General features: G+C 68.1%; 21 protein-coding genes. 14 read left to right on the top strand and 7 right to left on the bottom strand.

Annotated features, from left to right (window positions below; all coding sequences use genetic code 11):
• The coding region (locus tag BLQ50_RS13065) for a helix-turn-helix domain-containing protein (RefSeq protein ID WP_139185809.1) at window positions 1-275 on the bottom strand (275 nt) is incomplete at its 3' end.
• A 74-nt stretch (window positions 276-349) separates the two neighbouring features.
• Here BLQ50_RS13065 and BLQ50_RS13060 point away from each other — a divergent pair.
• Both BLQ50_RS13060 and BLQ50_RS18665 read left to right on the top strand, forming a co-directional pair.
• Complete coding sequence (locus BLQ50_RS13060; protein WP_093184306.1) at window positions 350-793, top strand: hypothetical protein; 444 nt, start codon at window positions 350-352, stop codon at window positions 791-793.
• Between the two features lie 122 nt (window positions 794-915).
• The gene (locus BLQ50_RS18665; RefSeq protein ID WP_175559127.1) at window positions 916-1,404 is read left to right on the top strand and encodes a hypothetical protein; all 489 of its coding nucleotides are present in this window, start codon (window positions 916-918) and stop codon (window positions 1,402-1,404) included.
• On the opposite strand, the gene BLQ50_RS13055 is transcribed toward BLQ50_RS18665, so the two are convergent.
• Window positions 1,396-3,801 carry a S8 family serine peptidase gene (locus BLQ50_RS13055; RefSeq protein ID WP_175559126.1) on the bottom strand — a complete coding sequence of 802 codons (2,406 nt, stop codon included), beginning with the start codon at window positions 3,799-3,801 and terminating at the stop codon, window positions 1,396-1,398. The two genes, BLQ50_RS18665 and BLQ50_RS13055, sit on opposite strands and share 9 nt — an antisense overlap.
• A 25-nt stretch (window positions 3,802-3,826) precedes the next feature.
• The gene (locus BLQ50_RS13050; protein ID WP_093184299.1) at window positions 3,827-4,120 is read right to left on the bottom strand and encodes a helix-turn-helix domain-containing protein; all 294 of its coding nucleotides are present in this window, start codon (window positions 4,118-4,120) and stop codon (window positions 3,827-3,829) included.
• Window positions 4,121-4,190: 70 nt separating this feature from the next.
• On the opposite strand from BLQ50_RS13050, the gene BLQ50_RS13045 reads away from it, so the two are divergent.
• From BLQ50_RS13045 to BLQ50_RS18660, 3 genes are all read left to right on the top strand, one after another.
• On the top strand, window positions 4,191-5,174 hold the full coding sequence (locus BLQ50_RS13045; RefSeq protein ID WP_093184296.1) for an AAA family ATPase: 984 nt from the start codon (window positions 4,191-4,193) through the stop codon (window positions 5,172-5,174).
• A 162-nt stretch (window positions 5,175-5,336) separates the two neighbouring features.
• Window positions 5,337-5,627, top strand: a complete 291-nt coding sequence (locus BLQ50_RS13040; protein WP_093184294.1) for a hypothetical protein — start codon at window positions 5,337-5,339, stop codon at window positions 5,625-5,627.
• A gap of 137 nt (window positions 5,628-5,764) precedes the next feature.
• On the top strand, window positions 5,765-5,974 hold the full coding sequence (locus BLQ50_RS18660) for a hypothetical protein (protein WP_175559125.1): 210 nt from the start codon (window positions 5,765-5,767) through the stop codon (window positions 5,972-5,974).
• Between the two features lie 68 nt (window positions 5,975-6,042).
• Here the strand turns inward: BLQ50_RS18660 and BLQ50_RS13035 are convergent, their stop codons facing one another.
• Window positions 6,043-8,217 carry a glutamine synthetase III family protein gene (locus tag BLQ50_RS13035; protein WP_093184291.1) on the bottom strand — a complete coding sequence of 725 codons (2,175 nt, stop codon included), beginning with the start codon at window positions 8,215-8,217 and terminating at the stop codon, window positions 6,043-6,045.
• Window positions 8,218-8,486: 269 nt separating this feature from the next.
• Between BLQ50_RS13035 and BLQ50_RS13030 the strand changes: the two genes are divergently transcribed.
• The 9 genes from BLQ50_RS13030 (at window position 8,487) to BLQ50_RS12990 (ending at window position 16,863) form a co-directional block, all read left to right on the top strand.
• Window positions 8,487-9,053, top strand: a complete 567-nt coding sequence (locus tag BLQ50_RS13030; protein ID WP_093184289.1) for an isochorismatase family protein — start codon at window positions 8,487-8,489, stop codon at window positions 9,051-9,053.
• A 338-nt stretch (window positions 9,054-9,391) separates the two neighbouring features.
• Window positions 9,392-10,495: an ACR3 family arsenite efflux transporter gene (gene arsB / locus BLQ50_RS13025; RefSeq protein WP_093184384.1), complete on the top strand. Its 1,104-nt coding sequence runs from the start codon at window positions 9,392-9,394 to the stop codon at window positions 10,493-10,495.
• A gap of 10 nt (window positions 10,496-10,505) precedes the next feature.
• Window positions 10,506-11,516, top strand: coding sequence for a metalloregulator ArsR/SmtB family transcription factor (locus BLQ50_RS13020; RefSeq protein ID WP_093184286.1), 1,011 nt, complete (start codon window positions 10,506-10,508; stop codon window positions 11,514-11,516).
• A 36-nt stretch (window positions 11,517-11,552) separates the two neighbouring features.
• Window positions 11,553-11,993, top strand: a complete 441-nt coding sequence (locus tag BLQ50_RS13015) for an arsenate reductase ArsC (RefSeq protein WP_093184284.1) — start codon at window positions 11,553-11,555, stop codon at window positions 11,991-11,993.
• Between the two features lie 76 nt (window positions 11,994-12,069).
• Window positions 12,070-12,387 carry a hypothetical protein gene (locus tag BLQ50_RS13010; RefSeq protein ID WP_093184281.1) on the top strand — a complete coding sequence of 106 codons (318 nt, stop codon included), beginning with the start codon at window positions 12,070-12,072 and terminating at the stop codon, window positions 12,385-12,387.
• 128 nt (window positions 12,388-12,515) lie between these two features.
• Complete coding sequence (locus tag BLQ50_RS13005; protein WP_093184279.1) at window positions 12,516-13,997, top strand: amino acid permease; 1,482 nt, start codon at window positions 12,516-12,518, stop codon at window positions 13,995-13,997.
• Complete coding sequence (locus BLQ50_RS13000) at window positions 13,994-14,896, top strand: universal stress protein (protein ID WP_093184277.1); 903 nt, start codon at window positions 13,994-13,996, stop codon at window positions 14,894-14,896. The genes BLQ50_RS13005 and BLQ50_RS13000 overlap by 4 nt, the downstream gene beginning before the upstream one ends.
• Before the next feature lie 56 nt (window positions 14,897-14,952).
• Complete coding sequence (ddaH, locus tag BLQ50_RS12995) at window positions 14,953-15,723, top strand: dimethylargininase (protein WP_093184274.1); 771 nt, start codon at window positions 14,953-14,955, stop codon at window positions 15,721-15,723.
• Window positions 15,724-15,732: 9 nt separating this feature from the next.
• Window positions 15,733-16,863 (top strand): AI-2E family transporter, encoded by a 1,131-nt coding sequence (locus tag BLQ50_RS12990; protein WP_093184271.1) that lies wholly within the window; start codon window positions 15,733-15,735, stop codon window positions 16,861-16,863.
• A gap of 99 nt (window positions 16,864-16,962) precedes the next feature.
• On the opposite strand, the gene BLQ50_RS12985 is transcribed toward BLQ50_RS12990, so the two are convergent.
• From BLQ50_RS12985 to BLQ50_RS12975, 3 genes are all read right to left on the bottom strand, one after another.
• On the bottom strand, window positions 16,963-17,295 hold the full coding sequence (locus BLQ50_RS12985) for a hypothetical protein (protein WP_139185821.1): 333 nt from the start codon (window positions 17,293-17,295) through the stop codon (window positions 16,963-16,965).
• A gap of 122 nt (window positions 17,296-17,417) precedes the next feature.
• Window positions 17,418-20,516: a bifunctional [glutamine synthetase] adenylyltransferase/[glutamine synthetase]-adenylyl-L-tyrosine phosphorylase gene (locus BLQ50_RS12980; RefSeq protein WP_093184268.1), complete on the bottom strand. Its 3,099-nt coding sequence runs from the start codon at window positions 20,514-20,516 to the stop codon at window positions 17,418-17,420.
• Window positions 20,517-20,570: 54 nt separating this feature from the next.
• A complete protein-coding gene (locus BLQ50_RS12975; protein WP_093184265.1) occupies window positions 20,571-21,905 on the bottom strand; it encodes a glutamine synthetase family protein in 1,335 nt (444 codons plus the stop codon).
• Between the last annotated feature and the right edge of the window lie 156 nt (window positions 21,906-22,061).

The raw sequence follows: 22,061 nt of genomic DNA, 5'->3' as shown, positions 1-22,061 counted from the left end.
ATCTGACGTGGGGTCCGCGACCGTTTCAGGTCCGCCAGGACCCGGGCTCGCAGGACCTTGTCGCCGGCGATCTTCCCCGTCTGAGGGCGGCTGCGGCTCCGCTCGGCCCGGCAGTCAGCCGCGACCAACCGGTACCCCAGCGTCTTCGTGGAGTTGCGCCGGATCTCCCGGCTGACCACCGACGGTGCCCGGTCGATATGAGCTGCGATCCTGCGCACCGACCACCCGGCCTTGAGGCCCGTGGAGATCTCCACCCGATCGGCGACCGTCAACATCCTGCGTCCCACACCCGCACCCCTCGCTGACCAGCACTGTTGCTACGAGGCTATGACACCAAGGAGGCGCGCGCGTGACTGCCACCGAGAGTGAACGCATCCAGCAGGTGGCCGATGCGACTACAGCTGTAATCCAGGAGCAGGGCTGGTTCCCGCTGAAGGTTCTCGTCCTGGCGTCGATCGTCCAGGAGAACGGCGAGCGTGAGGTCCTGATCGCGCTCGGCAGCGACATGAAAGCCGTGAACACGCTGGGCCTGTTTCTGTACGCCACAGTCATCGAGGATGCGTGGCATCGCTGCGGAGGCGGATCTGTGAGCGAGCCGTGGCTGCCCGTCCGCTTCTCGGCTCCGCTGACGGGCGCGGAGGACTTCACCACGCACGAGGACTGGTTGCTGCGCCTGGTGGACATCGTGTGGCGTCTGCCGTTCCGGGGCACCCGTGGAGGTCGACGAGTGGCAGCGATGGCTGCTGCGCCACATCCTCGAGACGTACCCGCCGGGCCACGCGCTCACCGGTGAGCTGCCCTACCGCCAGGTCGTGGTCTCCATGGGCCGCCAGGGACGGCAAGCGCGTCCTGTAGGCGATCCTGGGCCTTCATGGCCTGGTCCGCGAGGCAGGCGCGCTCCTCATCGGCATCGCCTTGAGCGCCGAGCAGGCCCAGATCGTCTACACGCGGCTGCTGACGGCGATCCAAGGCAACGCGAAGCTGCGCGACCGCTTCGAGCGCCTGGCCGACGAGGCGCACCTGATGAAGGCCGCCCTCTGGTCGGACCTGGTCAACGGTGTCGTGGCCGGGATCACCACGGCCGGCGACGACCAGTCGGACCTGCTCAAGACCTCAACCAGACGATCGACGGGGGCCCCAGCGAGCGGTACGGGTTCGTCGTCGGGGAGGCGCCCGAGGCGCAGGTCCCCGACGACGAGGACACCTCGTAGGCACTCACAAGCTGAGCTGGTTCAACTACGCCCCGATGGCACCTTCAAGGAAGATGCGGCTCAGGCGTGCGGGATCCAAAATGAGACGGTTACGAGCGATCGTCAGACGAACCGACGGACTAAGACGACGCAAAGCGACCCTCCGCGTCACCATGCCGAAACCCGCCGCGCATTTCCCCGAAGCTCAAGGTGAGTGCCGGACTGGAACGGAGATTGGCAGGAGGGCCGCGGCTACGAGGGTATGAATGTCCAGCTCGACCTCGCCGAGGTCCACACTGACGACAACGGAGTACGGGAGGTCTTTCTCCCACCCCTCGCGGGCATCCTCCCACCAGCCGAGGACCGGATAGACGGCAAGCAGTCGCGTGCCCGCAATATTCGCTGCCGGGACAGTGGTGTGGTCGTGCTGAAGCGTCCCGCGCGAGCGATCGTCCGCTGGAATCACCCAAGGGTAGGAGCCTGCTCCAGGGGTCACACCTTGCTCGTGCACAACCCTGTTGATGCGGGCACGGAACCCGTCCCCTGTCTCAGACGGCCCTTGGAGGTCCCACCGGAGACGGCCGCCGACGTATGCGCGCCGAGTGAGATTGTCTGTCGGTTCCGCGAAGTAGGAAAGCGTCACTGTCAATTCGACAATCGAATCGCCGATGGCGTGCAACTCGTCCTCAGGAAACGGAATCTCGATGAAGTCTGCCTGGCGATCGGGCTTTGAGCGTATGCGGCGGCTCGGCCTGAGCGAGCCTTCGTAGATCATGACTGGGCGGTTGGAGTCGCTGGCCATCGCAAGCTCGGTCCGTGGAACGCCGTAGCCGAACGAGCGCAGCAGATCACGCCGGTCAGGGAACTGCGCGACAGCGGCCTCCGGCCAGCGGGCGGTGTGTACGAGCAGGGCGCGCCATGTCGCCGGCGCGAGATCGGGATGCGCTGCAGCGATCTGCGCGAGTGCATTTGAGGCAGCAGCAGCAGCGGGGCTGGTCTTGTAGGTCCTCCGCAGAAGGCTTGCCGATCCTCCAGCGGTCGAGCGGAGAGTGAGGATACTCAGGCCTTGAGCTTCAGGGTTCTCCAAACCCCCACCAGGACCGGTGTTGCCGGCCTCCATGACGATGTCCGGTTTGATCGGGCTGTTCGCGACGGCGGCCGTCCGGCTGTGAGGACTCAACTGGCCTGGCCGCGCCAATGGTGCTGGGTAGCCCATGGAGGTGTCTTCGACCGTTAGCGCACCCAAGGCACTGTATCCGCCGACCGTCAAGACGTTCCATGCCTGCCCGGGCTGTTGCAAGTACGACGGCCCGAGGTTGATGTATGGGTAGTCGGCCGGATCCGTGATCGTGTCGGCATTCCCGCCAGCAACGACCAGGACTCGCCCTTGACCACCGTTCCAGGCCAGGACGTCAGCCGAGACTGACCAGGCGGTTCGATCGGTCCTGCCGATCGCGGGGTTGTCGGCGCCGATGCTCAGGTTGTGCACCACGGGACGATCACCGGCGAGCGACTCAGCCACTTCGACCGACTCGGCGGTCCGCTCGGCCCACATCACACCTCGTTCGGGGTCTCCCCCAGCGTCGGCAGAGGATTCAAGGAGTCGCATAGCGATGAGCCATGCATCTGCGTGCAGGTACCCGCCAGCCACCCCGTCCGCAAGCGCCGAGTATGCGGCGACTCCCGCCATCTGGGTTCCATGTCCGTCAGTGTCAGTTGCGCCGAGAACACCCGGTACAACACTCGCCGCACCAAGAAGGATGGGGTTGACATACGGATGAGATGAGTCGACCCCACTGTCGTGAACAGCGACAACGATGGCATTCTCAGGTGGTAGATCAACGCGCGCCAACTCACCGGCATCATCCCGCGACTCTGCCAGAACGATCGGAAAGACAGCGGGCGCTAGGTGTACTTCAGCGGCATCCGGGAGAAGAACTGGAAGAGCCTTCAAGGAAGCCCCGCTCGCCAAGACGACACGCACGTCGCGCTCTGGTCCATGGAAAACTGGGATCACATCGAACGAATCGGTCGTGAGTGCGGCAAACGCTGCTACGGCGGCGTCGATGCCCTGGTGCTCTGCGGGACTCAGCCGCGCTCCACCGCGCGTCCAGATCTCGACCCACAATCGATCCTCATCTGCAGTGTCGTCCGGAATCTCGCCGAGGCTCAGGTCCGCAATCGTGGCCATCGCGATCTGGTCAATGCGAGCGACCAAGTCCCCAAAACGCGGATTGCCCTTTGGTGTGTCTTCTTCCGTGTAGGCGACCGCCTTCGCCCTCAGGCCAGCCAAGTCGTCCGACACACGGAAGACCACACGGCCTTCGTCGCTGACAAGCAGCTCGCTTCCCGAATTGGCCGGCGCCAGCTGCCGAGACACCGTGTAGTCGTCCAGATGCGCTCCCCGAGCAGTCACGATCGACGAAGACCCTGGCTCCGCTCGGATCGCAGCGAACTGTTCTGCGAGACGGTCGATCTGGTCGAGCAAGGACGCGCCGTGCTGGCTCCGGTCGCGCTCCGGCGCTTTGGGCGTGCGGGCCGAGCGACGCGTAACAAACCTCTCTCGGTCTGCCGGTCGCAACGAGAGCATTGGTAGGCCGCTGACGATCATCGTCCGATTCTGTCTGGCGATCGCTTCAACCGGGCGCTGACACGCCCGACACATTCACTGCGTTACTCGCGCGACGAAGTAGATCGTCCAGCGTCAGCCCAAGCGCGCCGGCGATGGCAGCCACGACCGCGAAACCCGGGTCCGTCACGGCTACCTGCTCAATCTTCGCAATCGTGTGTCCCGAGACGCCGCTCAACTCGGACAAGCGCCGACGAGTCAGCCCGGCATCGCGACGAGCTTGCGCCAACGTGACCACCACCGCCCGAGCCAAGTCTTCGCGCGAACGCGCTTCTCGAGTCGGCCTGCCACGCTGCTGCATGCGGCCATCATAGTGCTAAATTAATACCTCAACCCTCAAAGGTCGTAGGCTACTCACGAGGAGGTGGACCATGGCAAACGCCGAGTACTTGACCGAGTTGGTGCGAGCGCACTACAGCGGAGACAATCGACGCTTCTCCAACCTCCTCAACCAGGTGATCGCCGCCGAATCGCGGGCCGGCCACTCGCGCCTGGCCGAACGCCTGAGGGAACTACGGATAGAGGGCTCTCGTCCAGACTCCGCAGCGCAAGCCACACCACTCGCGCGAGCACCTCGCAACCTCGAGCAAATCCTGTCTGTCGGCTACAGCGATACCAAACTCACCGACTTGGTGCTGACACCACAAGCCCGCGTCGCCCTTGAGCGGTATGTGGTAGAGCAACGAAGAGCACATGTACTGGCCGACCATGGCCTCAAACCCCGACGGCGTCTCCTCCTTCATGGCCCACCAGGCTGCGGGAAGACCATGACGGCGCAAGCACTCGCAGGCGAACTGCAGTTGCCATTGATCCGCGTACGACTAGAGGTCGTCTTCAGCAAGTACCTCGGCGAGACCGCGAGCACGCTGGCAGATGTCTTCGCCGAAGCAACCCGAGTTCGCGGCGTCTACCTTTTTGATGAGTTCGATGCTCTAGGTCGTACTCGCCTCGACGACAGCGAGGTCGGAGAGATGAAGCGAGTCGTCACTACTTTCCTGCAACTGCTTGATTCCGACCACAGTGACAGCCTTTTGGTCGCGGCGACGAACACCGGCCATGCCCTCGACAGTGCGCTATTCCGTCGCTTCGACGATGTACTGGAACTGCCTGAACCAACTGAGGAACAACGCCAAGAAATGCTCACCCGGTTGTTGCGCCCGTGGCGGCTGAAGGCAACCGGCGACCTCGTCGAGGAGACTGCAGGGCTGTCGTTCGCCGACATTCGTGCTGCCGTCGAAGACGCCCACAAGGACGCCATCCTCAGCGATCAACCCCGGCCGTCTCGAGAGATCGTCGTCGACAGGCTCGCGGAGCGTCGATCACGAGTGCCCACCCGCATCATCAAACGATACTGACCCTCGAAGGGTCCCCCGGGACATGGACGTCGAGGTCACGATCATCAACGACGGCAACATGACGGTGACCACCGACGGCATGGCAGGCGTCGCCGGCCGGACGGGCCTCTGAGCCAGGCTGATGGCACCCCTGTCATCGAGCTCCTTCCCGGGGACAGCCGCGTGCTGTCCTCCCGGGTGGACAGCATCTGGACTGCCGGCCTCTTCCTCGTCACGGCCTCCCTGACGACCTCCACCCAAGGAGGCACACTGCTCACCGTCGCCGGGTCCACCCAGGTCTGGGCACTTCCGTGGCCACAGCTGGCGAGCCTGCTCGGGGTAGCGCTCGTGGCCTATGCAGTTCTCCCTGATCGGCGCCGTCGTTCTACCCACGTTAGCGGGCTGCTTGACGCGGCCCGGGCCGAAGGGCGCCTGGAGTCAGCTCACACCACGTCCCACGTTGAGGAGAAGTAGCCAGGTCAGCCCCCGCGATCAGGCAACTGCTGCTGTCGACTGCCGTCGCCCCCGCTGCGGCCTCCATGCCGTGGCCCGCTCAGGCCCACACTCTCGAGGACCCCTCAGTCGTCGGGGTGACGGTCAGGATCACCCCGATGCGCACTTCTGGCCTCGGATGCCACGCACCGGTGCTGCCGCACACAGGGTCTTCCCATCCCGAGGCACCGACCCTCAGCAACACCGGGGCCAAGGCCATCCCAGTGCTCGTCGCGACGTCCCTGGTCCTCGGTGGCGCCGGCACGGTTGCGCTCCTTCGCAGACGTGCGCACCTGCGCCGCCCAAGTAGGCAGCAGCTCCCGGCGTAGTCCATGCTCCAAGCACAACGCCCCACCGACCAGACGGTCGGCGGGGCGTGGCAGTGAAAGCTAAACCGTCACTTGATGAAGAGCATCTCGCGGTACTTCGGCAGCGGCCAGACGGCGTCGTCCACCTCGACCTCGAGGGCGTCCGCATGGCTGCGGGCAGTGTCCATGAGCCCCCTGATGGAGGTCGCCGAGTGCAACATGTGAGCCTTGGTGTCGGCGAAGTCGTGGCGTTCCAGCTCGGAGCTCAGCGAGGCGACCGTCGACAGCAGCAGGTTCGCGTTCTCGGCGATGACCTTGACCTGGGTCGTGTCGAAGGACACGCCCACCTCGTTGGCGACGGCGTACGTGTTCGCGAGGTCGGCGGCGTACTTGAGCGCGGCCGGGTAGATGATCGTCTTGGCCATGTCGATGACCAGCTTGGCCTCGACCGCGATCGAGTTGATGTACTGCTCGGCGTACACCTCGTAGCGAGCGTTGAGCTCGAGGGCAGACAGGACTCCGGTCTTCTCGAACAGCGCGATGATGTCGGGCTCGGTGAAGACCGGGAGGGCTTCAGCGCTGGTCGGCAGGTTGCGCAGGCCGCGCTCCTTGACGGCGGCCTCGTGCCACTCGGAGGAGTAGCCGTCGCCGCCGAACACCGCGTCGCTGTGGAGCTCCATGAGCTCCTTGATGACGATCGCGACAGCCTCCGGGCGAGTCTTGCCGGCCTCGAGCTGCACCTCGAGCTGGTCGGCCACCCACTGGAGGGAATCAGCCAGGATGGTGTTCAAAGCGGTCAGCGGACCGGAGACCGACTGCGAGGAACCGACTGCGCGGAACTCGAACCGGTTGCCGGTGAAGGCGAACGGGGAGGTGCGGTTGCGGTCGCCCGGGTCACGCTGGAAGTTGAGGATCTGCGACAGACCGAGGTCCATCACGCCACCGTCGGAGGAGACCGAGATCTTGCCGGCCTTGATGTCGTTGAAGACGCCCTCGAGCTGGTCACCGAGATAGACCGACAGGATCGCCGGCGGGGCCTCGTTGGCACCGAGGCGGTGGTCGTTGGACGCGGTGGCGATCACGGCGCGGAGCAGCGGTCCGAACTTGTGCACACCGCGGATGACGGCACCACAGAAGAGCAGGAAGTTGAGGTTGTGCTCCGGCGAGGTCCCGGGGTCGAGCAGGTTGCCCTGGGTGGAGTTGGCCACCGACCAGTTGACGTGCTTGCCCGAGCCGTTGATGCCCGCGAACGGCTTCTCGTGCAGGAGGCAGAGGAAGCCGTGCTCAGCGGCGGTCGCCTTCATCACGGTCATCAGCAGCTGCTGGTGGTCGGCGGCGACGTTGGCGGCCTCGTAGTACGGCGCGATCTCGAACTGGCCGGGGGCGACCTCATTGTGGTGGGTCTTGGCCGGGATCCCGAGGCGGTAGAGCTTCTCCTCGAAGGCCTGCATGAAGACCTGCACGCGCTCGGGGATGGCACCGAAGTAGTGGTCGTCGAACTCCTGGCTCTTGGCCGGGGCGGCACCGAAGAGGGTCCGGCCGGCGAGCAACAGGTCGGGACGCGCAACGGCGAAGTGCTGGTCGACCAGGAAGTACTCCTGCTCGGCGCCGCAGCTCGCGTTGAACGGCGCGATATCGGTCTCCCCCATCAGGGTGAGCACGCGGCGAGCAGAAGCGTCCATGGCTGAGATGGAGCGGAGCAGCGGGATCTTCTTGTCGAGGGACTCACCGGTCCAGGACATGAAGACCGACGGGATCATCAAGGTCGCGCCGTTGGCGGTCCACATGATGTACGCCGGGCTGGTCGGGTCCCAGGACGTGTAGCCGCGAGCGGCGTTGGTCATGCGCAAGGAGCCGTTGGGGAACGAGGAGCCGTCCGGCTCGCCCTTGATCAGCAGGCTGCCGGTGAACTCGGTGATCGCGTTGCCCTCTGGGTTCGTGACGATGAACCCGTCGTGCTTCTCGGCCGTGATGTTGGTGAGCGGGTAGAACACGTGCGAGAAGAACTTCGCACCCTTGCCCATCGCCCAGTCCTTCATCGCGGCGGCAACGATGTCGGCCGTGGCCGAGTCGAGAGGCTCACCGGTCTGAACGGTCTTCTTCATGGCCTTGAAGGCGTTCTTGGAGAGCGCCTCCTCCATCTTCGCCAGGTTGAACACGTCGATCGCCCAGATCTCACTCAGCGGGCGGGTCTCCACGGTCTCCACAGCGGTGCGGTTGAGCACCTCGGTGATTGCCTGGCTTCGGACTTCGTTGGCGGTCATGGTCCAGCTCTCTGTCGACGACGTTCGCTCCGAGCATGCTAGGACCCCACTGTTACCTGAAACGACGCAATGTTTCAGGCATGTTTCCGGAGGGTGGGACGGGCTAGACCTGGCGAGGGCACTCCCCCACTGGTCGTGGAACCGAAACTCCGCAGGCAGCCCCCGCATCGTGACGGGCAGCGCGCACGGCACCATAGAGTTGCCAGACTTTGCCGAGTTGCCGACTCATAGCCCCTCGCTCCCGTCCCCCTTCCCCCAGGAGATCCCCCTTGACACTGACAACCCTCGATTCCAAGACCGCACTGATCGTCGTCGACCTCCAAAAGGGCATTGTCGCCCTGCCCACCGCCCACCCGACGGACGACGTCGTCCAACGCGCAAGCGAGCTCGCCGGCGCGTTCCGCAGCCACAACCTCCCCGTGGTGCTGGTCACCGTCGTCGGCGGTGCCCCCGGCCGGACCGAACAGCCGCCACGCGCAGGCGGCGAGCGCCCCGCTGGCTGGGCAGACCTCGTCCCAGAACTCAAGCAGCAAGCCAGCGACCACACGGTTGTAAAAAGTACCTGGGGGGCGTTCCCCACCACCGACCTTGACGACTACCTGAAAAACGCGGGCGTCACGCAGGTGGTGGTGCTGGGCGTTGCCACGAGCGTGGGCGTCGAGTCAACCGCCCGGCAGGCATACGAGAACGGCTTCAACGTGACCCTGGCCGTCGACGCCATGACCGATATGAGCCTCGACGCGCATACGTACACCGTCACCCGCGTCTTCCCGCGGCTGGGCGAAACCGGGACGACCGCGGAGATCATCGACCTCCTGACCGCCACCCGGGCATGACCACGGGCGCCGCGGCGCCCTCGACCGCCTGGGTCGGCTTGAGACCCCTTGCTACGCGGTCTCCATCAGGCAGTAGGCGTAGGCCTCCATCAGCACGTTGTACCGCCGAGCCTGACCATGGCGTCGTATACCTGGCGAGGGCTCATGGGCGGCACCGGGAGCGGATGGGCACGCTCCGCCCGGAAGGCATCGAGAACCAGGTACAGGTAGCGACGCCGGGCGTCTGGGGCGCTGCGGCGCGGAGGTGGCGGGCGAGCGTGTGACTATATTGATCTTGATTAATATAGATCAGGGTCGATACAGACCGGATGTTCGCCTTCTCGAGATTGGCCGCAGTCGTGACCGACGCCCCCACACTTACTGCACCACCGGCCCAGACGGGCAGGGCCCGTCTGTCCACCCTCGACCGGTGGCTCCCGGCCTGGATCGGCATCGCTATGGTCGCCGGCCTGGTCCTGGGCCGCTTCATCCCGGGTCTGTCGGACCTGCTCTCCCGGATGGAGGTCGGCGGGATCTCGGTGCCGATCGGCCTGGGACTGCTCGTCATGATGTACCCGGTCCTGGCCAAGGTCCGCTACGACCGGGTGGCCTCGGTCACCGGGGACAAGCGCCTGCTGATCAGCTCCCTCGTCCTGAACTGGCTCGTGGGCCCAGCCGTGATGTTCACCCTGGCATGGATCTTCCTGGCAGACCTGCCCGAGTACCGCACGGGCCTGATCATCGTTGGCCTGGCGCGCTGCATCGCGATGGTCGTCATCTGGAACGACCTGGCCTGCGGTGACCGAGAGGCCGCCGCGGTGCTCATCGCCATCAACTCCGTCTTCCAGGTCGTCGCGTCCTCCCTGCTCGGGTACTTCTACCTCACGATCCTGCCCGGCTGGCTCGGACTGGACACCGCTGGCTTGGACATCTCCATGGGGCAGATCGCGCTCAACGTCCTGGTCTTCCTCGGTGTCCCCCTCGCTGCCGGGTTCGCCTCCCGTGCGATCGGTGAGCGCACCAAGGGGCGGGACTGGTACGAGGAGAAATTCCTGCCGGTCATCGGCCCGTGGGCGCTGTGCGGGCTCCTGTTCACGATCGTGCTGCTCTTCGCCCTCCAGGGTGAGGCCGTCACCTCCCAGCCGCTCGACGTCGCCCGCATCGCACTGCCCTTGCTGGTGTACTTCGCCCTCATGTGGAGCGTGGGGATCGTGGCGGGCAAGGTCCTGGACCTGGGCTATGCGAAGTCCACGACCTTGGCGTTCACCGCGGCCGGCAACAACTTCGAGCTCGCCATCGCCGTGGCGATCGGCACCTTCGGGGCCACCTCGGGACAGGCGCTGGCTGGGGTCGTCGGCCCGCTCATCGAGGTCCCCGTCCTGGTCGCCCTGGTCTACGTGACCCTCTGGGTGGGGCGGCGCTGGTTCCACATCGACCCCTACCAGACCCTGCCCCAGAAGTAGAGGACGCCCCATGACCACCGCCATCGTCCCCTCGTGCGAGCCGGCCTCGCCGGCAGCGCACACCATGAGCGTGGACGCCGCCGCGCAGGTGGCCACCGTCCTCAAGGCCCTGGCCGAGCCGCTGCGCCTGCGCATGCTGTCCTGCATCGCCACCAGCCCCACCGGGGAGGCCTGCGTCTGCGACATCGCCACCGTCGCCGACGTCGCCCAACCCACGGTCTCCCACCACCTCAAGGTCCTCAAGGACGTCGGGATCCTCACCTCCCAGCGCCGCGGCACGTGGGTCTACTACCGCATCGCACCCGACCTGCGCGGCTCGGTGAGCACCCTCCTGGACGCCTTCGCTCCCGCGATTCTCGACGCAGCCGCCCCTGGTGCGCCAGAGGGGTTGGCCGACGTCGACGCGGTGCTGACCCGTGTCGCCGACGACCTGAAGGCCCGGTTCACCGATCTCGAGCCCCACCTCGTCACCACCACCGTCCGGGAGTCCTACGCCGCCCTCGCCCGCAGCGCAGGCGTGCGGTCCCACCTGGTCGTCACCGCCGAGCGCTTCGCTCGCCAGCGCCTGGAAGACATCACCCGGGCCGAGCAGTCCGGTACCCGACCGCCGCAGGTGCTGTTCGTCTGCGTCGCGAACGCCGGCCGCTCCCAGCTCGCCGCCGAGCTCGTGCGCCGCTATGCCGGCGACGCCGTCGTCGTGCGCTCGGCCGGGTCCGCGCCCGCCGGCGACATCCACCCCCAGGTGCGCGACGTCCTGACCGGGCTGGGCGCCGACACCGACGCCGCCTTCCCCAAGCCGCTCACCGACGACGCCGTCCGCGCCGCCGACGTCGTGGTGACCATGGGCTGTGGGGACACATGCCCCGTCCTGCCCGGCACCCGCTACGAGGACTGGATTGTGGGCGACCCGGCTCTGGCCTCCCGCGAGGGCGTCCTGGCCATCACCGCCCAGATCGACGCCCGCGTGCGCACCCTGCTCACCTCCCTGCTCCCCGACCTCACGTTTCCCGAATCCGCGTGACCGGCACCCCCATCGCACACCACCAGGAGAGACACCATGACTGACGCCACCACCGCGACCAAGCCCTCAGCCCTGTTCGTCTGCGTCCACAATGCCGGCCGCTCCCAGATGGCCGCCGGATTCCTCCAGGCGCTCTCGGGCGGGCAGGTCGAGGTTCGCTCGGCCGGGTCCCAGCCCGCCGACCAGATCAACCCGGTCGCCGTCGAGGCCATGCTCGAGGTCGGCATCGACATCCGCGCCCAGACGCCCAAGGTCCTCACCCCCGACGCCGTCCAGGCCTCCGAGGTCGTCATCACCATGGGCTGCGGCGACGTCTGCCCGATCTTCCCCGGCAAGCGCTACGAAGACTGGAAGCTCGACGACCCGGCAGGCCAGGGCATCGCATCTGTCCGCCCCATCCGCGACGACATCAAGGCCCGTATCCTCGTGCTGCTCAACGAACTCAGCATCGACCCAGCACCCCTCACCCAGCCATGACCGACCATTCCCGACGTTCCCGATCCTCGCCACGATCGCGATCCTCGTCGGCCTCACCGCCTGCGGCTCGGACGGAGTGACGACCCCGACAACCACATCCGCCGACGGCCTCGCCTTCGCCCGCTACGCCGACGCCGAGCCCGGCGTCGGGGACGCCGCGCTCCTGACCGGCGTCGTGCATGACAGCGACGGCTGCCTCACTGTCCAGGACCCCGTCACAGGCGGGACGGTCACCCCGATCTTGCCGTCGTCCGTGGAGCAGGCCGAGTCGCTCAAGGAAGGCGACACGGTCGAGCTGCGTGGCGGCGCCACGGACGAGCCCTTCGCCTACGCCGACATCCCTGACATGTGCGCCTCCTCGGGACAGTTCTGGTTGGTCGTCGCGCACGCGTAGGTCCCCCCCGAGCGCCGGGCCGGGGGACCTCCGGCCCGCGCAATCCCCGCGCGCGCCGATACGATGTCCGGGCAGCCCGGCCTCGTTCCGGGCACCGCGCACCCCCTCCCCCCGGAGCCACGACCCCCATGACCGACACCCTCGTGCACCGGATGTTCCGCAAGAGCATCCCCGCCGACGCCCTCACCACCGCAGACACCCCCAGCGGCGACCCCGCCACCCAGGTGCACCTGCGGCGGTCGATCACGACCTTCCAGCTGACGATGATCGGGGTCGGCGGGACGATCGGCACCGGGATCTTCTTCATCCTGTCCGAGGCGGTCCCTGAGGCCGGACCGGCGGTCATCGGGTCCTTCCTGCTGGCCGCGATCGTGGCTGGGCTTACCGTGCTCTGCTACGCCGAGCTTGCCTCGACCATCCCGTCGTCGGGCTCGTCCTACTCCTACTCCTACGCGACCCTCGGGGAGGCCGTCGCCTTCGTCGTCGGCGCGTGCCTGGTCCTGGAGTACGGGGTCTCCGCGGCCGCGGTGGCCGTCGGCTGGTCGGAATACCTCAACCTGCTGCTCGAAGGCACCATCGGGTGGCATTTCCCGGACGCCCTCTCCCTGGCCCCGGACAGCGGCGGCGTCATCAATCTGCCCGCGATGATCCTCGTCGCCCTGTGCGTCCTGCTGCTGCTGCGCGGGGCGAGCGAGTCCGCACGCGCCAACGCGATCATGGTGATCATCAAGATCAGCGTGCTCGTGCTGTTCATCACCGTCGGGCTCACCGGCTTCCAGGCCGACCACTTCTCCCAGTTCGCGCCCTTCGGCTTCGCCGGGGTGTCTATCGCGACCGGCTCGATCTTCTTCTCCTTCATCGGCCTCGACGCGATCGCGACCGCCGGCGAGGAGGTCCACAACCCGAAGAAGTCCATCCCGATCGCCCTCATGGCCTCCCTCGCCGTGGTCACCGTCGTCTATCTCCTGGTGGCCTTCGTCGCCGTCGGCGCCCAGCCGTGGGGCGAGTTCGAGGGGCAGAAGGCCGGCCTCGCCACGATCCTGGAGAACATCACCGGCTCCAGCTGGCCGGGTCTGCTGCTCGCCGCCGGCGCGGTCATCTCGATCTTCTCGGTCACGCTCATCTGCCTCTACGGCCAGACCCGCATCCTCTTCGCGATGGGCCGTGACGGCCTCATCCCCCCGGTCTTCGCTCGGATCGACCGCCGCACCCAGACCCCGATGACCAACACCATCATCGTCGGTGTCGTCGTCGCCGTCCTCGCCGGGGTGGTCCCGCTCGGCATCCTCGCCGACCTCACGTCGATCGGGACGCTCGTGGCGTTCTCGCTCGTCTCGGTGGGTGTCATCGTGCTGCGCCGCACCGCCCCCGACCTCCCCCGCGGTTTCAAGGTTCCCGGCTACCCGGTGACCCCCGTCCTGTCGGTCCTCGCGTGCGCCTACGTGATCAGCGGGCTCGGCTCGGTCACCCTCATCGCCTTCGTGATCTGGGCCGGGGCCGCCCTCGTCTTCTACTTCAGCTGGTCCATCAAGCACTCCGTCCTGGAGACGCTCGCCGCCGGCCCGCCCCTGGACCTCACCGACCGCATGCCACCTCAGGAGAAGTCATGACGATCGTCGTCGGGCAGGCACTGGACACCGGAGACCGCGGCGCGCTCGCCCTGGGCGGGCTGCTCGCCCGGTCCCTGGCGACCGACGTCGTCGTCTGCGGCGTTCTCCAGCATCGCTGGACCGGCCCGACGCCGGCCCACGCCGCCGCCCAGCGCGAGGCGGCCACCTCCTTCCTCACCGCCGCGCGCGCCCTCCTGCCCGCGGGTGTCCCGGCCACGGACGACGTCCGCCTCGCCCGGTCTGTCCCGGCCGCCCTGCACGACGCGGCGACCGAGCACGCGGCCACGACCCTCGTGCTCGGATCGAGCGAGGACGGGGTCCGCGGCCGGATCGCCGTCGGCTCCGTCGCAGACCGGGTGCTGCACTCCTCGCCCGTCCCCGTCGCGATCGCCCCGCGCGGCTTCTCGGCCGACGGCTCCGGCCGTCTTCTGACCCGGGTGACCGTCGCCGTGGACTCTGGCCCGTCCAGCACCGAGGTGCTGGCCATGGGCGCCCAGATGGCCCACCGGGCCGGCGTGCCGCTGCGGATGGTGACCTTCGCCATCCGCCGCAAGACCATGTTCCCGCCGGAGATGGGCTTCGACATCGAGGACTCCGTACTCGACGCGTGGCGGGAGCAGGCCGAGGCGGGACAGCGCCGCGCCGTCGCCGAGCTGTCGGGGCGCCCGGACGCCGCCCAGCTCGCCCCGGTCGACGAGTCCGCCGTGGTGAGCGGGCCCAGCTGGGAGCATGCCGTCGCGGACCTCGACTGGCAGGCCGGCGACGTGCTCCTGATGGGCTCCTCGTCGGAGTCCGCGCTGACCAAGGTCTTCCTCGGGTCGACTGCGACCAAGCTGTTGCGAGCCGCGACGGTGCCCGTGATCGTCCTGCCGCGCAACCGGAACCCGGCCGTGCGGTAGGTCGCCTGCGGTTGCCTGCCCGGGAACTTGGTCGCGCCGCGCACTAGACTGGCCGCATGTCTTCGATCGCGCTCGTCCGCCGTCCTGGTCCGCGTCTTCCCGAGGGGCTCGTCGAGCACATCGAACCCGTCCCGGTCGATCTTGAGCGCGCCATCGCACAGTGGGAGGCCTACGTCGGGGTGCTCAACGACCATGGCTGGACCACGATCGAGGTGCAGCCTGCCGACGACTGCCCCGACGCCGTCTTCATCGAGGACTCCGTCGTCATGTACGCCAACGTCTCTGTGTCCTCCCGCCCGGGTGCCCTCTCCCGGCGCCCCGAACCGGCCGGCACCCGCTCGGTCGTCGAGGACCTGGGCTGCTCGCTCAATGAGATCCGCGAACCGGGTACCCTCGACGGCGGCGACGTCCTCAAGGTCGGCTCGACGGTGTACGTGGGCCGCGGCGGCCGCACCAACGCCGAGGGCGTGCGCCAGCTGCGCGCGATCCTCAGCCCGCTCGGCGCCCAGGTGGTCGCCGTCCCGGTGACCAAGGTGCTGCATCTCAAGACCGCCGTGACCGCGCTGCCCGACGGAACCGTCATCGGCTACCCGGACTTCGTCGACGACCCCTCGATCTACCCCCGGTTCCTGCCGGTCCCCGAGCCGCACGGCACGGCTGTGGTGTGCCTGGGCGGGGCGTCGCTGCTCATGTCCGCCTCGGCGCCGGCGACCGCCGCCCTGCTCAGCGACCTCGGGTACGACGTCATCACGGTCGACATCTCCGAGTTCGAGAAGCTCGAGGGCTGCGTGACCTGCCTGTCCGTGCGGGTGCGCGGCCTCGACTAGTCTCGGGCGATGAAGCCGACGTCGCGCAGCGCGACCTTTGACTCCGCGCGCCCGCCGAGATGGTTGCCGCGGGCGTTGCTGTTGACCGTGCTCACCGTGTTCGCCGCGATCTTCGTCTGGCGGGCGATGGGGTCGCTCACGTCGCTGTTCGTCAACCTCATCATCGCGCTGTTCCTCGCCCTGGCGATGGAGCCGATGATCGTGTGGCTCGTCAAGCACGGCTGGAAGCGCGGCGGCGCGACCGCCGTCGTGCTCTTCGGCCTGCTGGCCAGCGCGATCGCCGTGCTCGCACTGTTCGGCCGGATCTTCGTCGAGCAGGCTGGGGAGCTCATCACGTCCCTGCCGAACACGTACGAGTCAGTGGCGACCTGGATCGAGGGGCAGTTCAAGGTCGAGGTCCCGGCCATGGAGGACCTGCAGGCCCAGCTCATCCAGGACTGGGGCAACGAGGTCGCCAGCCGGGCGCTGGCCATCGGCACGTCGGTGATCTCGGGCCTGTTCGCCTTCACCACGATCATGCTCGTCGCGTACTACCTGGCCGCAGCCGGGCCGAGGTTCCGCGCGTCGATCTGCGGGTGGCTCAGCCCGAAGAACCAGACTGAGGTGCTCAAGCTCTGGGAGATCACTCAGACCAAGATCTCCGACTACATCAACTCCCGCGTGGTCTTGGCGGCCGTGGCGAGCCTGTTCACCGGGGTCTTCCTGACCATCATCCAGATCCCCTACGCGCTGCCGCTCGCGCTGTTCACCGGCGTGGTCTCCCAGTTCGTCCCGACCATCGGTACGTATATCGGTGGCGCGCTGCCGATCGTCTTCGCGCTGACCACCGACGGGCCGAAGAAGGCGATCCTCGTCCTGGCGTTCATCATCGCCTACCAGCAGGTCGAGAACCTGTGGCTCTCCCCCAAGGTCTCGGCCAGGGCCCTGCAGATGAACCCGGCGATGTCGTTCGTCGTGGTGCTCGCCTTCGGTGCGGTCTTCGGCGCGCTGGGCGCGTTCTTGTCGTTGCCGATCGCGGCCACCATCCAGGCGGTCGCCACGACGTACCTGCGCCGCCACGAGCTGGTCGACTCCCACATGCTGCGCGACCCCACGGCCACCCCGGCCAACCGCGAAGCCGAAGAACCGATCACGCCCTGAGGTCCCATCCCCAGGAGACTTCGCTGAGTGCGGTGGAATGGCTGCCTCGTGTCCGGTTCGGGCAGCCTATTTCGCGCACTCAGCGAGTGGTGGCACGCCTCAGCGGCGGGTGGAGTGAGCCGCTCGTCCGACACGATGCGCGGCTCGGCGGTGGAGGACCAGGCCGACAAGGACGAACGCCAAGCCGGTGATCAGCGTCACCGTCTCACCTGACGTCCACCCTCCGCCCCGCAGCTCGGCGTCGGAGGCATACCCTTCACGAATCGCGAAGGCGCAGAACCCCACGGCGCTCAGCGCGGCGAGGGCGTAGAACCAAAACCACGCCTGGCGCAGCGGCGAAAGGTGGTCGGCGCGCGCCGCCGTCGGGTTCCCGATCGGCACGGTCACCAAGGAGCTCAGCACGGCTGGACCCGCGGACGCATCACGCTTCATCGTTCTCCCCATCGGCCGGATCCCAGACCCCGCGCAATCCGCTGAGTGCGGTCGAATGGCTGTCCGGTGTCCTTTTTGGGCAGCCTATCACCCGCACTCAGCGGGAGGGATGGACGGAGATGTCAGGCGTCTTCTTCGCCGTAGAAGAGGCGCTCCATGACCAGGCGGGCCCGGCGCGCGGTGCGCAGGAAGTCCTCTTCGAGGTCGGCGCCTCCACCCGGGTAGCGCAGCGCCGTGGCGATCCCGCGCAGGGCCCTGTGGTCGGAGGGCAGCACGTCGGCCGTCGCGCCGCCGATCCGCCCCGACCACAGCACGAGGGCGTCGCGCAGGTTCGAGGCGAGCTGCCAGGCAGCACCGAGGACTTCGGCGTCGTCGGCGCTGATGAGCTCCGCTTCGCAGGCGGCACGCAGCCCCGCGAGAGTCTCCGTGGTGCGCAGCCCCGGGACGGCGTACCCGTGCTGGAGCTGGAGCAGCTGGACCGTCCACTCGACGTCGCTGATCGCCCCTCGGCCCAGCTTGAGGTGACGTGCCGGGTCCACGCCGCGAGGCAGCCGCTCGGACTCGACGCGCGCCTTGATCCGGCGGATCTCCCGCACGGTCGCGGCGTCGATCCCGCCCTCCGGGTACCGCAGAGGGGCGATGAGGTCCATGAACGCGTCGCCGAGCCCCGGATCGCCCGCGGCCGGCCGGGCCCGCAGCAGGGCTTGGCTCTCCCAGGCGGCGGACCAGCGCCCGTAGTACTCGGCGTAGGAGTCGAAGGACCTCACGAGCGGTCCGTTGCGGCCCTCGGGCCGCAGGTCGGCGTCGACCTGGAGTGGGGGCTCCTCGTTCGCGCCTCCGAGCAGCGTGCGCATGCGCTGGGCGACTGCCTTCGCAAAGGCCTGCGCCGCGGCGTCGTCGGCGTCGTTGGCGCGGGTGTAGACAAACATGACGTCGGCGTCCGAACCGTAGCCGACCTCACGCCCACCGAGGCGGCCCATCGCGATCACGGCCATGGTCGCCGGTGCCTGGTCGTGAGGGATCCCCTGCTCGTCGCAGACGACGCGACGGGCAATCCGCAGCCCTCCGATGAGCAGCGCGTCAGCGGCGTCGGAGATGCTCGGGGCGGATTCGCTCGGGTCGCTCACCTCGAGGAGCTCCGCACACGCGATCCGGGCCAGCTCCCGACGGCGCATGGCGCGTAGCACCGTGATTGCCCGCTGCGGGTCGTCGGCGCGAGAGAGGAACGCGTCCGACTCTGTCAGCAGACGGTCGAGGCTGCGCGGGCGCAGGTCGGCGTCGTCGGCCAGCCACTTGACCGACTCGGGAGACCGGCCGAGCGCCTCGGCCACGTACTTCGACGTCGACAGCAGCGACGCGAGGCGGTAGGCGGCCGACCCGGAGTCGCGCAGCAGCTTGAGGTACCAGTGGGTGGTGCCGAGCTCGTCGGAGAGGCGCCGGAAGGCCAGCAGACCGGAGTCGGGATCCGACCCTTCGGCGAACCACCCGAGCATGACCGGCAGCAGCTGGCGCTGGATCGAGGCACGGCGGCTGACCCCGTCGGTCAGCGCGGCGATGTGCCGCATCGATCCGGCCGGGTCCCGGTAGCCGATCGCCGCGAGGCGCGCCTTGGCTGCCTCGGGCGCGAGGCTCGCTTCCTCTGCCGAGAGCTGGGCGGTCGCCGGCAGGAGCGGGCGGTAGAACAGCTCCTCGTGCAGGGTCCGCACGTCGCGGCGGACCGTCCGCCAGCGGGCGAGCAGACCCTCGGGCCCGTCCAGGCGCAGCCCGGCCGACCGGGCCAGGCGGCGCAGGTCGTCGTCGGCGGTCGGCATGAGGTGCGTGCGGCGCAGGTGGAACAGCTGGATGCGGTGCTCAAGGACCCGCAGGAACCGGTAGCACACGGCCAGCTGGGCGGCGTGCTCCCGGCCCACGTACCCGGCGCTGGCCAGCGCCGCGAGCGCCGTCAGGGTGTTCGAGCTCTGGATCGAGGGGTCGGACCGGCCGTGCACCAGCTGGAGCAGCTGGACCGTGAACTCGACGTCGCGCAGGCCTCCCTTGCCCAGCTTGAGCTGGCGGTCCGCCTCGGCGGCCGGGACGTGGTCCTCGACCCGGCGGCGCATCGCCTGGGAGTCCTCGACGAAGTTCGCCCGGCTCACCGCGGACCACACCATCGGCGTGATCGCCTCGACGTAGGCGTACCCCAGCTCGGCGTCCCCTGCCACGAGCCGCGCCTTGAGCAGGGCCTGGAACTCCCAGGTCTTCGCCCAGCGCTCGTAGTAGGAGACGTGGCTGGCCAGGGTGCGCACGAGCGGGCCGTTCTTGCCCTCGGGGCGCAGCGCGGCGTCGACCGGCCACAGGGCCGGCTCACCGCTCGGGGCCCCGCACACCCGGGTCAGGCCCGCCGCGAGGCGCGCACCGACGGTCGAGGCGTAGTCCTCGGTGAACCCGTCAACGGGTTCCGCGACGTAGATGACGTCGACGTCGCTGACGTAGTTGAGCTCACGGCCCCCGCACTTGCCCATGCCCATGACGGCGAGGCGAACACCGACCCCGTGGTCGTCGATCTCCGCACGGGCCACCGCGAGAGCGGCCTCGAGGGCTCCTGCCGCGAGGTCGGCCAGGGCCGCGGCCACGGCCGGCAGGATCGACAGCGGCTCGGTCGACGTGAGGTCGGTCGCCGCGATGCGTAGCAGCCGGCTCCGGTAGGCCCGGCGCAAGGAGTCGGTCACCTCTGGGCCGGCCGAGGAGGCGACCGGCACGACCGCGTCGGCGTCGGCACCGACGGCCGCCAGCATCTCCGCCCGCACGGCCCGTACGTCGACGCCCACCGCAGAGGTGGCGTCCGCGACGACGTCGACGAGCTCGGGATGGCGCACCAGCTCGTCGCCGAGCGCGATCGACGCTCCGAGGACGGCCACGAGCCGGCGCCGGGTGAGCACCCCGGCGTCGTCGCCGTCCCAGATCGTGCTGGTCAGGCTCGTGGCGACAAGCTCCGCGCGCCGCACGGAGTCCGCGGAGTCCTCCGCGAGCAGCGCCGAGCACAGCCGCACGAGGGAGAGCAGCGCGAGGTCGGGGTCTGCGGCGTCGCCGAGCGCGACGACGAGGCCGGAGTCCGCGGTGACCTCACCCACGACCGCGACGAGGTCGGAGTCCGCGCACAGCTGCGCGGCGCGCCTCGCGTCGGAGAACCCGAGCCGGGTCAGTCTGCCGGTCAGCGACGTGGTCCGGCCCGTGCTCACCATGGTTGTGCGGCTCCAGCTCTTTCGTGCAATGTGCTGCGATGTGGGACAGGACCGTCAGAGGACCTGCAGGAGCCGCTTGATCTCGAAGGGGGTGACCTGCGCGCGGTACCCCTCCCATTCCTGCCGCTTGTTCTTGAGGAAGAAGTCGAAGACGTGCTCGCCGAGGGTCTCGGCGACCAGCTCGGACTTCTCCATGATCGCGATCGCGTCATCGAGGGACTGCGGCAGGGGCCTGATGCCCATGGCGCGGCGCTCGGCGTCGGTCAGCTCCCAGACGTCGTCCGACGTCGCGTCGGGCAGTTCGTACCCCTCTTTGATGCCCTTGAGACCGGCCGCGAGCATGAGCGCGAAGGCGAGGTACGGGTTCGCAGCGGTGTCCAGCGCGCGGTACTCGATGCGGCTCGAGTTGCCCTTGCCGGGCTTGTACATCGGCACGCGCACGAGCGCGGACCGGTTGTTGTGCCCCCAGCAGATGTAGCTCGGCGCCTCGGCGCCTCCCCACAGCCGCTTGTAGGAGTTCACGTACTGGTTGGTGACCGCGGTGATCTCGGCGGCGTGCATGAGCAGCCCCGCGATGAACTGGCGGCCGGTCTTGGACAGCTCGTACTGCGCGCCGGGCTCGTGGAAGGCGTTGCGGTCGCCCTCGAAGAGCGACAGGTGCGTGTGCATCCCGGACCCGGGCTGGTCGGCGAGCGGCTTGGGCATGAACGAGGCGAACACGCCCTGCTCGAGCGCGACCTCCTTGATGACCGTGCGGAAGGTCATCAGGTTGTCGGCCGTGGTCAGTGCGTCCGCGTACCGCAGATCGATCTCGTTCTGCCCCGGGCCGGCCTCGTGGTGGGAGAACTCGACCGAGATGCCCATGGACTCGAGCATCGTGATCGCGGCGCGACGGAAGTCGTGGCCCTGCGTGCGGGCGACGTGGTCGAAGTACCCACCGTGGTCGATCGGCACGAGGGGGCCGTTCGCCGTCGGCGGCTCAAAGAGGTAGAACTCGACCTCGGGGTGGGTGTAGAAGGTGAACCCCTGGTCGCTGGCCTTGGCCAGCGCTCGCTTGAGCACATTGCGGGAATCAGCCAGTGACGGCTCGCCGTCGGGGGTGAGGATGTCGCAGAACATGCGGGCGGTCCCGTGCGTCTCGCCGCGCCACGGCAGGATCTGGAACGTCGTCGGGTCCGGGCGGGCGATCATGTCCGCCTCATAGACGCGGGTGAGCCCCTCGATCGCGCTGCCGTCGAAGCCAATGCCCTCGGTGAAGGCGGCCTCGAGCTCAGCCGGCGCGATCGCGACGGACTTGAGCATCCCGAGCACGTCGGTGAACCAGAGGCGGATGAAGCGGATGTCGCGCTCCTCGACCGTGCGGAGCACGAACTCTTGCTGCCTGTCCATGAGTACATCCTGCCTGATGCCACACCCACTCGGGGCGCGGCACGCATTCGGGTCCGCCAGAGCTGAATCCATCCGTGCAACGCCTCACTGTATAGACGTCGGGAGATTGGATCCATGGCTGGCAATAGGGTGAGACGGATCGATGTCTAGACGCCA

The organism is Sanguibacter gelidistatuariae (assembly GCF_900096585.1).
Taxonomy (GTDB): Bacteria; Actinomycetota; Actinomycetes; order Actinomycetales; family Cellulomonadaceae; genus Sanguibacter; species Sanguibacter gelidistatuariae.
The sequence above is the reverse complement of the archived record's forward strand: the minus strand, read 5'-3'. Positions and strand labels throughout refer to the sequence as shown.

Coding starts and splice junctions, on each gene's coding strand:
- BLQ50_RS12975 (WP_093184265.1), bottom strand. CDS start 21,905: ATGGACAGGCAGCAAGAGTTCGTGCTCCGCACGGTCGAGGAGCGCGAC.
- BLQ50_RS13035 (WP_093184291.1), bottom strand. CDS start 8,217: ATGACCGCCAACGAAGTCCGAAGCCAGGCAATCACCGAGGTGCTCAAC.
- BLQ50_RS13020 (WP_093184286.1), top strand. CDS start 10,506: ATGACCACCGCCATCGTCCCCTCGTGCGAGCCGGCCTCGCCGGCAGCG.
- BLQ50_RS13000 (WP_093184277.1), top strand. CDS start 13,994: ATGACGATCGTCGTCGGGCAGGCACTGGACACCGGAGACCGCGGCGCG.
- BLQ50_RS13050 (WP_093184299.1), bottom strand. CDS start 4,120: ATGCAGCAGCGTGGCAGGCCGACTCGAGAAGCGCGTTCGCGCGAAGAC.
- BLQ50_RS12980 (WP_093184268.1), bottom strand. CDS start 20,516: ATGGTGAGCACGGGCCGGACCACGTCGCTGACCGGCAGACTGACCCGG.
- ddaH (WP_093184274.1), top strand. CDS start 14,953: ATGTCTTCGATCGCGCTCGTCCGCCGTCCTGGTCCGCGTCTTCCCGAG.
- BLQ50_RS13015 (WP_093184284.1), top strand. CDS start 11,553: ATGACTGACGCCACCACCGCGACCAAGCCCTCAGCCCTGTTCGTCTGC.
- BLQ50_RS12990 (WP_093184271.1), top strand. CDS start 15,733: ATGAAGCCGACGTCGCGCAGCGCGACCTTTGACTCCGCGCGCCCGCCG.
- BLQ50_RS13005 (WP_093184279.1), top strand. CDS start 12,516: ATGACCGACACCCTCGTGCACCGGATGTTCCGCAAGAGCATCCCCGCC.
- BLQ50_RS13045 (WP_093184296.1), top strand. CDS start 4,191: ATGGCAAACGCCGAGTACTTGACCGAGTTGGTGCGAGCGCACTACAGC.
- BLQ50_RS12985 (WP_139185821.1), bottom strand. CDS start 17,295: ATGAAGCGTGATGCGTCCGCGGGTCCAGCCGTGCTGAGCTCCTTGGTG.
- BLQ50_RS18660 (WP_175559125.1), top strand. CDS start 5,765: ATGCGCACTTCTGGCCTCGGATGCCACGCACCGGTGCTGCCGCACACA.
- BLQ50_RS13055 (WP_175559126.1), bottom strand. CDS start 3,801: ATGATCGTCAGCGGCCTACCAATGCTCTCGTTGCGACCGGCAGACCGA.